At 63.2% G+C, this 13,660-nt stretch carries 16 protein-coding genes; 13 read left to right on the plus strand and 3 right to left on the minus strand.

Annotation, left to right across the window (positions count from 1 at the left end):
* Nucleotides 1-59: 59 nt before the first annotated feature.
* The 11 genes from BN3266_RS01950 to BN3266_RS01995 all read left to right on the plus strand — a co-directional run bounded on the left by BN3266_RS01950 (nt 60) and on the right by BN3266_RS01995 (nt 8,193).
* Entirely contained in the window at nt 60-386 is a 327-nt protein-coding gene (locus BN3266_RS01950; RefSeq protein WP_059003357.1) for a hypothetical protein, read from the plus strand.
* Nucleotides 387-456: 70 nt separating this feature from the next.
* Complete coding sequence (locus BN3266_RS01955; RefSeq protein ID WP_075109640.1) at nt 457-1,062, plus strand: major tail protein; 606 nt, start codon at nt 457-459, stop codon at nt 1,060-1,062.
* A 12-nt stretch (nt 1,063-1,074) separates the two neighbouring features.
* A complete protein-coding gene (locus BN3266_RS01960) occupies nt 1,075-1,464 on the plus strand; it encodes a hypothetical protein (protein WP_021660963.1) in 390 nt (129 codons plus the stop codon).
* Nucleotides 1,465-1,493: 29 nt separating this feature from the next.
* Nucleotides 1,494-1,637, plus strand: a complete 144-nt coding sequence (locus BN3266_RS13685) for a hypothetical protein (protein ID WP_021660962.1) — start codon at nt 1,494-1,496, stop codon at nt 1,635-1,637.
* Between the two features lie 71 nt (nt 1,638-1,708).
* Entirely contained in the window at nt 1,709-3,871 is a 2,163-nt protein-coding gene (locus BN3266_RS01965; RefSeq protein ID WP_059003361.1) for a phage tail protein, read from the plus strand.
* The gene (locus tag BN3266_RS01970; protein WP_059003363.1) at nt 3,868-4,713 is read left to right on the plus strand and encodes a phage distal tail protein; all 846 of its coding nucleotides are present in this window, start codon (nt 3,868-3,870) and stop codon (nt 4,711-4,713) included. Before BN3266_RS01965 ends, BN3266_RS01970 begins: the two co-directional genes overlap by 4 nt.
* A 3-nt stretch (nt 4,714-4,716) precedes the next feature.
* The gene (locus BN3266_RS01975) at nt 4,717-5,748 is read left to right on the plus strand and encodes a siphovirus ReqiPepy6 Gp37-like family protein (protein WP_082671584.1); all 1,032 of its coding nucleotides are present in this window, start codon (nt 4,717-4,719) and stop codon (nt 5,746-5,748) included.
* A gap of 16 nt (nt 5,749-5,764) precedes the next feature.
* Nucleotides 5,765-7,156, plus strand: a complete 1,392-nt coding sequence (locus BN3266_RS01980) for a hypothetical protein (protein ID WP_059003366.1) — start codon at nt 5,765-5,767, stop codon at nt 7,154-7,156.
* Nucleotides 7,149-7,400 (plus strand): hemolysin XhlA family protein, encoded by a 252-nt coding sequence (locus tag BN3266_RS01985; protein ID WP_154668928.1) that lies wholly within the window; start codon nt 7,149-7,151, stop codon nt 7,398-7,400. Before BN3266_RS01980 ends, BN3266_RS01985 begins: the two co-directional genes overlap by 8 nt.
* Before the next feature lie 13 nt (nt 7,401-7,413).
* Entirely contained in the window at nt 7,414-7,602 is a 189-nt protein-coding gene (locus BN3266_RS01990) for a hypothetical protein (protein ID WP_021660955.1), read from the plus strand.
* A 3-nt stretch (nt 7,603-7,605) separates the two neighbouring features.
* Complete coding sequence (locus tag BN3266_RS01995) at nt 7,606-8,193, plus strand: M23 family metallopeptidase (protein WP_059003371.1); 588 nt, start codon at nt 7,606-7,608, stop codon at nt 8,191-8,193.
* A gap of 74 nt (nt 8,194-8,267) precedes the next feature.
* Here the strand turns inward: BN3266_RS01995 and BN3266_RS02000 are convergent, their stop codons facing one another.
* Both BN3266_RS02000 and trkA read right to left on the minus strand, forming a co-directional pair.
* Nucleotides 8,268-9,722: a TrkH family potassium uptake protein gene (locus BN3266_RS02000; RefSeq protein ID WP_059003374.1), complete on the minus strand. Its 1,455-nt coding sequence runs from the start codon at nt 9,720-9,722 to the stop codon at nt 8,268-8,270.
* 15 nt (nt 9,723-9,737) lie between these two features.
* Nucleotides 9,738-11,099 carry a Trk system potassium transporter TrkA gene (gene trkA / locus BN3266_RS02005; protein WP_059003376.1) on the minus strand — a complete coding sequence of 454 codons (1,362 nt, stop codon included), beginning with the start codon at nt 11,097-11,099 and terminating at the stop codon, nt 9,738-9,740.
* Between the two features lie 261 nt (nt 11,100-11,360).
* Between trkA and BN3266_RS02010 the strand changes: the two genes are divergently transcribed.
* Nucleotides 11,361-11,651 (plus strand): hypothetical protein, encoded by a 291-nt coding sequence (locus BN3266_RS02010; RefSeq protein WP_059003378.1) that lies wholly within the window; start codon nt 11,361-11,363, stop codon nt 11,649-11,651.
* A gap of 905 nt (nt 11,652-12,556) precedes the next feature.
* Here BN3266_RS02010 and BN3266_RS02020 read toward each other — a convergent pair.
* Complete coding sequence (locus BN3266_RS02020) at nt 12,557-13,018, minus strand: TFIIB-type zinc ribbon-containing protein (protein WP_059003382.1); 462 nt, start codon at nt 13,016-13,018, stop codon at nt 12,557-12,559.
* Between the two features lie 365 nt (nt 13,019-13,383).
* Here BN3266_RS02020 and BN3266_RS02025 point away from each other — a divergent pair, with 365 nt between their 5' ends.
* Nucleotides 13,384-13,644, plus strand: coding sequence for a zinc ribbon domain-containing protein (locus BN3266_RS02025; protein ID WP_044993217.1), 261 nt, complete (start codon nt 13,384-13,386; stop codon nt 13,642-13,644).
* The last annotated feature ends 16 nt before the right edge of the window (nt 13,645-13,660 follow it).

The raw sequence follows: 13,660 nt of genomic DNA on the forward strand, positions 1-13,660 counted from the left end.
GGGCCGGCGGTGCAGGAAAACCAGGGCGGTGAGCCCAGAAGATAAAGGGGGGACAGACGTTGACAAAAGCGGAGATCAAGGCCGTTTTGACCGGCGCGCTGCAGGATGGGGTGGCGCTGTACTGGCAGTTCCCGCCCAGCGGCACGGGGCGCTGCCTGGTGTGGGGAGAGACCGGCCCGGCCGGGGGTCCGGCCGCCGACAACCAGTCGGGGGAACGGGGGATGAAGGGGATGGTGGAACTCTACACCACCCTGGAGGAAGACCCCCTGTTTGCCGCGGTGGAAGAGGCGATGCGCGGGGCGCGGCTGGCGTTTTCCTGGGAGAGCAGCGGCTACGACCGGGACGCGGGGCTGGTCAAGCACCGCTGGCGCTGGGTCAGCCTGTGAGGGCTTTTGAGAGGGTGCAGACCGCCGAGAGAGGCGTTTGCAAATAAATTTTTAAAAGGAGCGGATCAAGATGGCGACTATTGGCGTGAGCAAACCGTATTATGCCCTGTATCAGAGCGAGGGCGGCACCGTCAGCTACCAGGGCGGCGGCCTGATGGGCAAGGCGGTGGAACTGTCTGCCAGCATCGAGGCTGGCGAGGAGAACAACCTGTACGCCGACAACATGGTGGTGGAGAGCGACAGCTCGTTTGCCGGCGGCACCCTGACCATTACCACCGACGACCTGCTGCAGGAGGCGAGCAAAGTCCTGCTGGGGCTCAAGACCAACGAGGTGACCGTAGGCGAGGAGAAGGTCACCGAGCTGGTGTACGACGACGAGTCCGTCGCCCCCTATCTGGGAGTGGGGATCATCATCAAGAAAAAGCGCAGCGGCAGCTATGCCTACCGCGCCATCATCTTCACCAAGGTGCAGTTCAAGGTGCCGGAGGACAGCGCCACCACCCAGGGCGAGGCGGTGGAATGGCAGACCCCGGCCATCGAGGGGGCCATCTTCCGGGACGACAGCGCCACCCACGTCTGGAAGAGGGAGGCCACCCTGGACAGCGAGGAGAAGGCGGAGGCCTACATCAAGCAGGTGCTGCACATTGGGGCCCCTTCTCCCGAGCCCCAGGCGTAAGGGGGAGAGCCGATGGAGAGACTGAGTTACATTGAGCTGGCCGGCCGGCAGTGCCCGCTGAATTTCTCGCTGGGTGCGGTGGAGGAGATCGGCAGGCGGTACGGCAGCTTGGAGGGGATGCAGGAGGCCTTTTCGGCCTTTGACGAAAAGCCGATCCACGAGGCGCTGGGCGACATCCTCTGGATTTTGGCGGTCCTGCTCCGCCAGGGGGCCGAGTACTGCCGGGTGATGGAGGGGAGAGAGGAAGAGCCCTTCACCGAAGAGCAGTTGAAGTGCTTGCTGGGCGCGCAGGACGCCGGGCGGATCACAGAGGCCCTGACCGAGGCGATGCAGCTGGGCCAGGGCAGAGAGGTCGAGGTGCAGGCCGACCCAAAAAACGGGGAGGCCGCGCAGGGCCGGTAAGCACTGCGTGGTACTGGTTTTACGGGAGGATGCTGGGGATCCCCCGCCGGGAGCTGTGCGCGATGCCGATGGGGGAGCTGTGCGACTTGATCGCCTGCTGGCAGATCGCCCAGGGGGCAAAGGAGCGGCCGGTGCGGCCGCTGGATGAGGAGATGATCCCCGACCTCCCGTAGGGAAAAGAGAGAAGGGGCGGGCGGTCGTTGGCCGCCCGCCCTTTCTAAAGAGAGGGAAAGGAGGAGAGGATTTGGCGAATGATTGGAGCGTAGATGTTCAGGTCAACGGGAGCGAGATATTTGCGGCGAAGATGGAGTTTTTAAATAAGCAGCTCAAGATGTTTTCGTCTGTGCTGGCCGAAAGTGCTGCTTCTATGGGCAAAAATGCGGCTTCGGTGCAAGATCTGCTGGTGAAAAAGCAGATGCTCCGCAATTCGATCGCAGTGGAGCAGACGGCACAGGAGGCCCTGCGCGAAGAGTATGAGAGACAGAGCAAAAAACTGGAAGAGCAAAAAAAGAAATACAAGGAGCTTTCGGAGACGGTTGCCGCCGGCTCTGACGAGAGCGCTGCCGCCGTCAACAGGGCGGAGGAGGCCTACTGGAAACAGAGTGCTGCGGTGTCGGCGCTGCGGAATCAGCTGTATGACGTTTCGACCAACATTGCGAAGATGTCCGACGAAGCGGCGCAGGTCGAAGGGCAGACAACTGGACTGGGAGCCTTTAAAACGGCGATCCAGCACGTCGCTGACCAGGCGAAAAACGGTGAGACGACCCTCGGCAAATTTGTCGTCGGGGCCAAGAACATCTCCGCGGGATTGAAAGTGGCGGGGAAGGCGGTCTCGGGGATCGCGGGCGCCGTGGGGGGCGCCTTCCAGGGGATCGCCGGGGTGTCGAAAAAATTTGCCGAAAACTTTATGGATGCGGAGGTGATTGCGGAACTAAATGGAAAAAAGCAGGAGCTGTTTCGCGTTTTGGGCGATCAGGCCGCGCCCATCGCCGAGGTGTTTTCATCCAGTATGGAGTCGGCCAAACCCGCAATCAGCCAGGCGATCAACGGGCTTTTTTCAGGCAACGAGGTGAGCGGCGACGCGCTGACGAGCTCCCTGACAGGGATGTTTGACGGGATGATCGGGGGCTTGACCCAACAGCTGCCGACCTTTTTAAATGGCTTATCGGGGGTGCTGACCAGCCTTCTGTCGGCCTTGGCGGCGGTCCTTCCCAGCCTGACACAGACGCTTCTGCCCGCGGTCATGACGGCGCTGGTGGGCCTTGTCTCCGCACTGATCGGGCAACTGCCCACGCTTTTGCCGGCGCTGCTGGGGGCGGGACTACAACTGTTTTTAGGGCTGATACAGGGGCTCAACCAGGTGGTTCCCCTGCTCATGGAACAGCTCCCCATGCTCATTTCCAGCATGAGCATGGTCCTACTGGAGAATATTCCCCAGATCATCTCAGCGGGGATCCAGCTGCTGACGGGCTTGGTGGCGGGGATCGCCCAGTCTGTCCCCCTGCTTGTGGGGGAGATTTTACTGCTGATACCGACGGTGGTGGCCTCGTTGATCGCCAATTTGCCGGCGCTCATCATCGCGGGGATGCAGATCCTGCTGGGATTGATCGAGGGGATCGTACAGACGATCCCTGTTCTGATCGAGCAGGTCATCGCGCTCATCCCCGTTTTTGTGGAAACATTGATGCAGAATCTGCCGGCCATCCTCTCCGCGGGGTTGGAAATCCTCCTGAGTTTGGTGGCGGGCATTGTGCAGGCCCTCCCGATGCTGATCAATTCGGTGGTCGCAATGATCCCCATGATCGTCAAACTGATCATGGACAACCTGCCCCAGATCATCCAGGCGGGGATCCAGATACTGACTGCCGTGACGAGTGGACTGGTGCAGGCCATCCCGCAGCTGGTGGGCAAACTCCCGGAAATCATCGGGAAGATCGTCAGCGCCTTTGCCAACACCGACTGGCTGCAGGTGGGCATCGACCTGATCAAAGGGATCGGGAGAGGACTTGCGAATGCGGGGGGGATCCTCTGGGACATGGCCAAGGAGGCCTGTGCCAACGTGCTCAAAAAAATCAAGGGGTTCTTCGGCATTCACTCCCCGTCCAAAGTCTTCCGGGACCAGGTGGGAATGAATCTGGCCAAGGGGCTGGGCATCGGCTTTTTGGGGGAGATGGGCCGCGTGGGGGAGCAGATGAAAAATGCCATTCCCACCCGCTTTGGCGGGATCGTGCTGGCGGGGGGGATCTCCCCCAGCACACTGGCCGCCGCCTCTGCCGGGGTGCCCGGCGGGGTGGTCCTCAATCAGACGGTGAATAACTACAGCCCCAAGGCCCTTTCGCCGGCGGAGACGGCGCGGCTCAACCGCAATGCAATGCGCCAGATGGTGATGGGGGTGAAATTCGCTTGATCACACAGAAGAAAATTACCTGTGAAAACAGCAGGGGGGAGAGGATCTCCTTTGGGTATTTTCTGCCCCTCTGGCTCAAGGACGCCACCGGGCTGACCTCGGCTGCCTATGAGGTGAGCACCCAGCGGCAGGACGGAATGGACGGGGAGAGCTGGCAGAGCAGCTGCGCCCAGAAGAGGAACATCGTCATCACCGCGGCGATCAAAGGGGAGTACGCGGCCCAGAGAGAGCGGCTTTTCGGCTTCTTTCAGCCCCGGGAGAGGGGGACCCTCACCTACTGGGAACAGGGGGGCCGGGAGAAGGCCATCGACTACCAGGTGGAGAGCGTGGAGTTTGCGCTGCAGGGGAAGACCCGGGATGTGAGCATCTCCCTCATCTGCCCCTATCCGCTGTTTCGCGCGCCGGAGCGGTCGGTGGTGAACATGGCCTATTGGGAGCCGCTGGTGCGCTTCCCCTTTGTGTACGGCGCCCCCATCATGACCGCCCGTCGGATCGCGGAGCGGATCGTGGAGGTGCAAAACGACCAGAACGTGGCCTGCGGCCTGACAATTACCTTTGTGGCCCGGGGGCCGGTCAAGGACCCCTCTCTCGCCGAGTTGGGGAGCGGGGGCAAGTTGGCGCTTGAACTGGAGATGGCGGAGGGGGACACGGTGGTGGTGACGACCGGGCGCGGCCAGAAGCGGACATTCCTCAACGGGGTCTCCCACCCGGAGATCTGGCCCCTGGCAAACGACTGGATCCAGCTGTACCCCGGGAAGAACACCTATCAGTACGGCGCGAAACAGGGGGTGGAACACCTGGATGTGAAGCTGGAGTACACCCTGGAATACTGGGGGGCTTGAGAGATGGAACTGTATGTGTACCCGCCCATCGGCCAAGGGCTTTCGTGGCACGGGGTGATCGACCAATTCGGCTCCCTGCGCTGGCGCCGGAAATACACCGAGCCGGGGGAGTTTGAGCTGCACCTCCCCGCCAGCAAAGAGAATGTCGCCCTCCTCCGCCCAGGGGCCCGGCTGCAGCGGCTGGACTGCCGGGAGCAGGGGGAAATCGCGGGGATCAAGCTGGAGGGGGAGGAGATGTCGGTGACCGGCCGCATGCTCTCCGCCCGGCTGGACCAGCACATCCAACCGCTGTTTGCCTGCTCCTGCAGCGCGGTCGAGGCCATGCGCAAGGCGGTGGCGGCCGGGGGGGTGAAGGCGCTGGCAGAGCCCTCTGTTGAGGGCGGGGGAGCGGAGGAGACCGTTCAGCTGCAGGCGCGGTTCAAGAGCGACCTGCAGATCGTCTCCGCCCTGGCAAAGGCCTACAACCTGGGGTTTTACCTGGAGGTGCTGGGAGACGGCGCCCTTCAGCTGGCCATCTACCAGGGGGCCGTTCGGACGCTGGAACAGACGGAGAACGCCCAGGTGATCTTCAGCGACCTGTATGACAATCTGCTCGCCCCGGTCTACACCTATTCGGCCACCGGCTACAAAAACGTGGCCCTGGTGGCCGGGGAGGAGGCCGAAAACGGCGAGCGGATGGTGGTGGAAGTGGACCGAAGCGGCGGGGGTGACCGGCGGATGCTCTACGTCGATGCCGGCGGCCTGCGGCGGGAGGAGCGCACAGAGGAGGAGTACCGGGCGCTCCTGCGCCAGGAGGGACTGCAGAAGCTGGCGGAGAGCCAGGTGGCGGAAAATTTCGACTCCTCCATTCTGCCCACCGCCCCCTTTGTGTACGGGGAGGACTGGGCGCTGGGCGATGTGGTGAGCGTCTACGATTCCCGGTGGGGGATCCGGCTGGACGCCCGGGTCACCGAGATAGAAGAGGTCTTTGAGGGCGGGGTACACCAGGTGATCCCGGTGCTGGGGACCCCCCTTCCAGAGACGTTGCAGTTGTAAAAGGAGGGATTTGCAGATGGCGGAACAATACGGATATTTTAACGGGCTGGCCTATGACGAGGACTTTCCGGCCCAGCGAATTGCGGCTTTGGTGCCAAACGGCGTCTACCAAAACGGGTCGCAGGTGCTGGCCGACGGGTCGATGAAACTGCAGGTCACGCCGGGACGGGCCTGGATCAACGGGTATTTTTACCGCAGCGACGAGGCGGTCGAGGTCACCGTGCCCACAGCGCACCCCTCGCTGCCCCGCAAGGACGCGGTGGTGCTGCGGTGGGATCTGCCGGAAAAGGTGATGGGGGTGCGCGTGGTCGAGGGGACGCCTGCCAACAACCCGCAGCCCCCCGCCCTGCGCCGGGACAGCCAGGTGTACGACCTGCAGTTGGCGCTGGTGAAGGTGGAGACGGGGGCAATCGCCCTGACCCAGTCGGCGGTGCAGGACACCCGGACGGACAAGGCGGTCTGCGGGTACACCCAGGGGTTTGACCAGATGGATTTCAGCCAGCTGATGGCGCAGTTGGACGCCTGGGCGGAGGAGTACCGCACCGGCAAAAACGAGGAATTTCAGGGCTGGTTCGACACCATTAAGGACCAGCTGACGGACAATGTGGCGGGGTCCCTGCAGGCACAGATCAACCAGATCACCGAGAGCAAGGGGCAGCCGGGGGGCATTGCCGAGCAGGACGCACTGCAGGCGCTGGCGGACAGCAGGGGACAGGCGGACGGGATCGCCACCCTGGACGGCGCGGGCAAGCTGGCGCAGATGCCGACAGCCGGCGATGTGGGGGCCGATGCGGCCGGCAGTGCGGCGGCGGTGCAGGCGGCGCTGGGCAGCCACACCGGCAACAAGCAAAACCCCCACGGGGTGACGGCGGCCCAGGTCGGCGCGGCCCTTGCGGGGCACACCCACACGGCGGCCCAGGTGGGGGCCGCTCCCTCCAGCCACACCCATACGGCAGCCCAGGTGGGGGCGCGCCCTTCCAGTTGGATGCCGACTTTGGGGGACCTGGGGGTCCTGTTTGGCACCTGGACCCCCAAGGCCAAGGGGTGGACCCTGGCCAGCTCTTCCAAGGGGTACTACGCCAAAATCGGTCGGTGGGTCCACCTGAGTTTTGACCTGGCGATCACAGGGAGGTCCGGCACCGATTCGGTTGTCATCAACAACCTTCCCTTCTCGCCGGCGTCCACCTCTGCCGGGTCGGTTTCCTACTACAATTTTGGCGTCTACGCCAACGGCTCGACCAGCAGCCCCTTCAGCGCCCTGTCCACCTGCATTTACAGTGGGGACAGCGGGTTCTACTTTGTGGGAAACTACGCAGAGCGATCCTGGCGGGTGGCAGCCCATGAAGGGCTCGGCATATCCGGCACGGTGGAGCTGGTGGGGAGCATTTCCTACCTGACCGATGACTAGGGCCGACGGCGGAACCGTCTGCCCCAACGCCGTCTGCGAAAATCGGTTTGAGCGCTTGGAGCAGCGGGTGGACAAGAAGTCGGATCAGCTGGACATGCAACAGGAAAAGATCGTCCGCCTCGAGGAGAAATTCGACAGCCTGACCCATTCTTTGCAGGGGCTGACCAAGGCGCTGTGGGGGATGAGCGGGGCCATTGTCTCGGTCCTGCTGGGATTTTTTATCTGGTATGTCCAGACACTTTAAAGGAGGGGTGCAAGTGCAGGTGAAGGAGAAGTTGGCGCGGCTCATCGATGTCAAGAGCATCATCACCCTGATGGTGATGGGGGTCTTCTGCGCGCTGTCGGCAGCAGGGAGGATCGATGTGCAGAGCTTTATGACGGTGGCCACAGCGGTGATCACCTTCTATTTTGCAAAACAGCCGTCCAGCGGCAAAAAGGGGGAATGAGAGATGGCACAGAGACTGATCCAGCCCCTCAACCGGGCGCGGGTGACCGCGTCTTACAAGTGGGGCGGCGCCTACCAGCGGGAATTTGGGGCCCTGCACTACGGGCAGGACATGACCGGCGGCCCCATCGTCTACGCCCAGGGCGAGGGCACGGTGGCCTTTGCCGGTTGGGACAACGTCTGCGGCTATGTGGTGGGCATCGTCTACGACGACTGCGTCAACCACTTTGACGGCGGGCACCGTCCCCTGGTGGGGCGGTACTACCACATGGCGGACGTGCGGGTCAAAAAGGGGCAGCGGGTCACCAAGGACACCCGCATCGGCACGGTGGGGAACACCGGGAAGCTGACCACCGGCCCCCACCTGCATGTCGAGTTTGACACCGACACCCGCTACCCAGCCTACACCCCCACCCTGACGGGGCACTCCAATCTACTCAAGAAGGGACTGCGGGGGGCGAAGGACACCACGGTGGACCCCATGCGGGTGACCCACTGCAAGGCCTCCGGCCCCGACTGGCAGGCCATCGCCACCGGCTACGGCCGGGAATGGGTCGACCCGCGGGATGCGCAGATCCCCGAGATCCAGTAGCGACAAGACCCCATAGAGGGGGAGAGGCCCGACCAAATCGCCGGTCGGGCCTCTCCCTTTGGTGCGCGGGGCATTCACGCCTGCCGCCGCCGGTAGGTGGCGGGGCGCAGGAGGATGAGCATGGGGAAGATCTCCAGCCGCCCCAAAAGCATGTCCAGGCTGAGGACGATCTTCGAGAGGTCGGAGTAGGTGGAGTAGTTGTGGATGGGCCCGACGATGTCGAGCCCGGGGCCGATGTTGTTGAAACAGGAGAGGACGGCGCTCAGGTTGGTCACCAGACTGAAGTTGTCCAGGGAGACGACCAGCAGGGAGGCGATGGCGATCAGGCAGTAGGCCGACATGTAGGTGTTGATCCCCTCGAGCACCGAGCGGCCGACCGGGCGGCCGTTGAGCTTGACCGTCTCCACGCTGTTGGGGTGGAGCAGCTTGCGAAAGCCCGCCTTCATATTCTTGAAGATGAGGAGCAGGCGGATGGTCTTGACGCCGCCGCCAGTGGAGCCGGCGCAGGCCCCGGCGATCATCAGCACCAGGAGAAGGACCCGGGAGAGCTCCGGCCAGAGGTCGAAGTTGGAGATGGCAAAGCCGGTGGTGGTCATGATGCTGCTGGTGTGGAAGGTGGCCTCGTGGATGCTCATCCCCACCGAGCCCATCTGGGGGTAGATGTTGCAGGCGATGACGGCCGAGACGCTGAGCATGATGGCGAAGTAGAGCCGCACCTCCTCGTCTTTAAGGGCGGCACGCCAGTTGCGAAAGAGGAGGTAGTAGACGCTGAAATTGACCCCGAAGAGGGCCATAAAGACGGTGCAGACCCCCTGCAGGTAGATGGAGTAGCCGGCCATGCTGTCGTTTTTGATGCCGAAGCCCCCGGTGCCGGCGGTGCCGAAGGCGGTGCAGAGACTGTCGAAGAGGGGCATCCCCCCTGCCAGCAGGAAGAGGACGCAGATGATCGTCAGCCCGACGTAGAGGAGATAGAGGATCTTGGCGGTCTGGCGCATCTTGGGCACCAGTTTCCCCACCGAGGGGCCGGGGCTCTCGGCGCGCATCAGGTGCAGGGTAAAGCCCTGCCCCTTTTGCCCGGGCGCGACGGCCAGCAGGAAGACCAACATCCCCATGCCGCCCAGCCAGTGGGTGAAGCTGCGCCAGAAGAGCAGCCCCTTGCTCATGGCCTCCACGTCGGTGAGGATGGAGGCACCGGTGGTGGTGAAGCCCGAGACCGTCTCAAAAAAGCAGTCCACCAGGCTGGGGATCTCCCCGCTGAAGTAGAAGGGGAGGCTGCCCAGAAAGGACATGACCACCCAGGCCAGGGCCACCAACACGAACCCCTCTTTGGCGTAGAAGGTGGAGCCGGATCTCTGCCCTGCCCGCCGCAGGAGGAGCCCCAGCACCACGAGGATGCCGACAGTCAGGAGGATGCCGCGGCGGGCGGTCTCCTCCCCCAGGGAGGCGGAGATGGCGGCGGGGGGGACGAGGAAGGCCGCTTCCAACAGCAGGAGATTGCCCAGGTAGCGGCTGATGATCGCGCAGTTCATAGTTTCCTCCCCCGCCTATCCCGCGAAGATGTCGCCCAGATCCCGGATGGTCTGCTCGGCGGTGGTGACGACGATGACGGTGTCGCCCAGGCGGATGCAGTCGGAGCCCTGGGGGATGATGGTCTTTCCCCCGCGCAGGATGCAGGAGAGGAGGATGTTGGGTTTGATGGGCACCTGGGTCAGGGGCTCGTCCAGATGGCGGGTGGCAGAAGTGGCCACGAACTCCAGCGCCTCCGCCTTCCCCTCGACGATGTAGTGCAGGGTCTGCACCGCGCCGCCGGTGGTGTTTTCCATGGCGCGCACATAGCGGACAATGTCGGTGCAGCAGAGGTCTTTGGGGCTGATGACCGTGTCGATGCCCAGGTCGGAGAAGGTGTCGACGTACTCGGCCCGGTTGATCTTGGTGATGCTCTTGGGGACCCCCACATGGGTGGCATACATCGAGATGATGAGGTTTTCCTCGTCCATGTCGGTGAGGGTGACCACCGCGTCGGTGGAGGTGATCCCCTCGGCCCGCAGGATGTCCTGCCGGCTGCCGTCGGCGTTGATGATGGTGGCCTTGGGCAGCAGGGCGGCCAGCTCCTCGCAGCGGGCGATGTCCTGCTCGATGATCTTGACGGTGATGCCGCTGGAGAGGAGACGGCGCGCCAGGTAGTAGGCGATGCGGCTGCCGCCGATGATGAGGGCGCTGCGGGTGCGCTCGGTGGTGAGACCCAGATTTTTTAGCAGGGTCACCAGGTCCTTGCTGTCGGCGGTGACCGAGATCTTGTCCCCCTCTTCGAGGGTGAAGGCGCCGGAGGGGATGTAGACCATCCCCCGCCGCTCGACAGCGCAGACGAGCACCTTGACCCGGATGAGTTTGTAGAGCTGGGAGAGGGGCTTGCCCCGCAGGGGGGAGTCGGCGCAGATCTTCAGCTCCACGATCTCCACCCGCCCCTTGGCGAAGCGGTCGCGCTTGAGGAAGGAGGGGAACTGGAGCAGGTGGTCGATCTCCCGGGCGGCGGCCATCTCGGGGTTGATGGTCATGGAGAGGCCCAGCTCGTCCTTGAGGAAGTTGAGCTGGCCGGCGTATTCGGGGCTGCGCACCCGGGCAATGGTGTGGACATTGGCCATCTTGTTGGCCACCATGCAGCACAGGAGGTTGATCTCGTCGCTGCTGGTGGCGGCGATGAGGAGATCGGCGGTGTTGATGCCCGCCTCCTCCAGCACCGACTTGCAGGCGCCGTTGCCCTGTACCACCATCACGTCATAGGTCTGTAAACTCTCTTCCAGCACCCGGGGATCGCGGTCGATGACCACCACGTCGTGCCCGGCGCGGGACAGGCGGGCGGTGAGGGCCAGACCGACCTTGCCGTCGCCGACAATGACGATTTTCATTTCAACACCTCTCATCTTTCGTGAAAAGAAAAGAATTTTGTCGCGATGGGTATATCTTAACACGTTATTAACAATAAGGCGAATGAAATTAACGAAATCTTTATATAAATCCCGCCCTGATTTTTTGGCGAAAAGGGAGAAAAACAGGGGGACAGGTCGGGGAGGAGGGCTACCGGGGGCGGCGAAAATCTGCTATACTGTCTGACAGGAGATCGCGGGGGGCGGCTGGCCTGTCCCCTGGAACAAGGGAGGAAATGAGCGGTGGAAGAGCGGGTGTTGGAAGTCCCCAACCTGGACTACTTTGAGAGCGGAAACGACTATGTGGGCAGCCACAGGGGGTTTAACTACCGGATCTGGCCCCAGGAGGGACAGCTGTTCGCGGAGGTCTGGTACGGGTACTTTTGCCGGGCCAAGAGCGCAGTGGAGGGCGAGCAGTCCTTTCCCCTTGACGAGGAGGGGCGCACCGCCCTGGAGGGTTGGCTGAAAGAGGCCGACGCCGCCTTTGCGGAGAAAAAAGAGGCGGGGGAACTGGAAGAGAAGCTGCGCATCTAAAAGAGGGCCGTCTGCGGACGGTTTGAAAAAGGAAAAAGAGCGGGTCGCCGGCAATTGTGTCGGTGACCCGCCCTTTTTGTGTGGGAGGGAGAGGGGCCTGCCCCAGATAGGGGGTGGGGGAGAGCCCTTTTCTTGTTGGTTTCCTCTGCCGGTGATGGAGGGGAAAAGGGGAAACCGGCTTTTCCCGGGGAGGCGAAAGCGCGTCCTGTCTGCTCCATGGGGGAAAAGGGAGGGGGGATATAGGGACAAGGGGGCTTTTGCTCGGTGGGTCGGGGGAGGACGGAGGGAAAGGCGACGCGGCCATTTCTCCGGGGCTCGCGGCGAGAGAGAGAGGAAGAGACTGCACCATCTTTTTTCCAGGGTCTGCGTCGGGGCGGCCAAGGGAAGAGGCGGCATAGCCTTCCTCTCGGGACTTGCGTTAAGAGAGGTCAGAGAGGTGGGCGCGGCTTTCTCCTCAGGACCTGTGCCAGGGGGGCTAGAGGAGAGCTGGGGGGACCTTTCTCCGGGGTCTGCGCTTGGGGGAGGAAGGGGAAAGAGGTGGGTGCGGTCTTTCTCTCGAGGCCTGCGTTGGGAGAGGCCGGGGAGAGATGGGTGCGGCCCTTCTTCCGGAGTCTGCGCCAAGAGGGGCCGGGGAAAGAGATAGCACGGCCTTCCCCTCAGGGCCTGCGGCGGGAGGGACTGGGGGAGAGCTGGGTGCAGCCCTTCTTCCGGATTCTGCGTCAGGAGGGGCCGGGGAAAGAGATAGCACAGTCTTCCCCTCAGGACTTGCGTTGGGAAGGGCCGGGGGAGAGCTGGGGATGGCCTTCCCCCCCGGGACTTGCGCTGAGAGAGGACAGGGAGAGATGGGCGCGGCTTTTTCCCTTGAGGCCCGGTCGGGAGAGGGAGCTCTTCGGCAGAGCTCTCCTTTAATGGAGGTTAGCGGCGGCGAGGATGGCCTCTTTCCACTGCGCCTGCTTGGGCAGGGTGAGTTTTAGCACCCCGCCGTCTGCCGCGACGACCACAAGCGCCTTTTGCAGCAGGCCGAACTTGCCGTCCCGCACGGCCTGGATCTCCTCCAGCGGGATGGAGATGGCGCCGTACCGGCCGGTCATCTTGTTGACAGCGGCGGCGGTGAGCCCGGTCCTCAGGTTGAATCCCTCCAGCTTTTCGGGGATCGCCAGCAGCCGCCGGTCGGTGAGATAGATGGACGCGCTTGTGCTCATCTTCCCGAAAAACTGCTTGTCCTCGGTCGTGAAGGTGCCCGACGCTTCCAGCAGCTTTTTCTCCCCTTCGCCGCCCGCGAGGCGGGTGCCGCAGCGGGGGCAGCAGTCCGCCCCGTCCGGCGTCTGTTCGGCAAAGCCGCAGAGGGGACATTTGATCTCTGACATAGGGTGTAGACCTCCTTTTTTTCTGTGCCGGTGCCGCCGAGAGGGGTCCGTTCGGCCACGCGTCGGCAGACGCCCCCAAAAGAGGGGCGTATTGGCATGATTTGAGTATAGCACGGATGGGGAAGCGCTACAATAGTCCCCCTGGCGGCGGGTCGGGTGGAGGAGGGCCTGGCCACCTCGCGCAGTCTTGACGGCAGTTCGGCCTTTGCGCCCGCTGGGCAGTACCCCGTCCCCGGCAAAGAGGGGAGCGGCGACAAACGAAAAAAGGAATGACCTTTTGATAGTGGACAGACTGCTGTCAGCTTTTTTGCGGTAGGATGGGAGCAGCAAAGGGGAAGACCCCCTTGGAGAGAGGAGCGTATCAAATGAGCGAAGCGTACTGCCAATCCTGCGGGATGCCATTGGGCGAAGGCGGGGAGATGCGGGGGAGCGAGGCCGACGGCAGCCCCAGCCGCGACTACTGCAAATACTGCTACGAAAAGGGCCGGTTTCTGGCCGACTGCACCATGGAGGAGATGATCGACTTCTGCGTCCCCCTCATGGCTCAGTCGGGGATGGACGCCGGCCAGGCCAGGAGGCAGATGGAGGCGGTCTTCCCCCAGCTGAAGCGCTGGAAGCGGGATTGAGACAAAAAGGGGGAGC

The sequence above is a fragment of the Bittarella massiliensis (ex Durand et al. 2017) genome (genome assembly GCF_001486165.1).
Taxonomy (GTDB): domain Bacteria; phylum Bacillota; class Clostridia; order Oscillospirales; family Ruminococcaceae; genus Bittarella; species Bittarella massiliensis.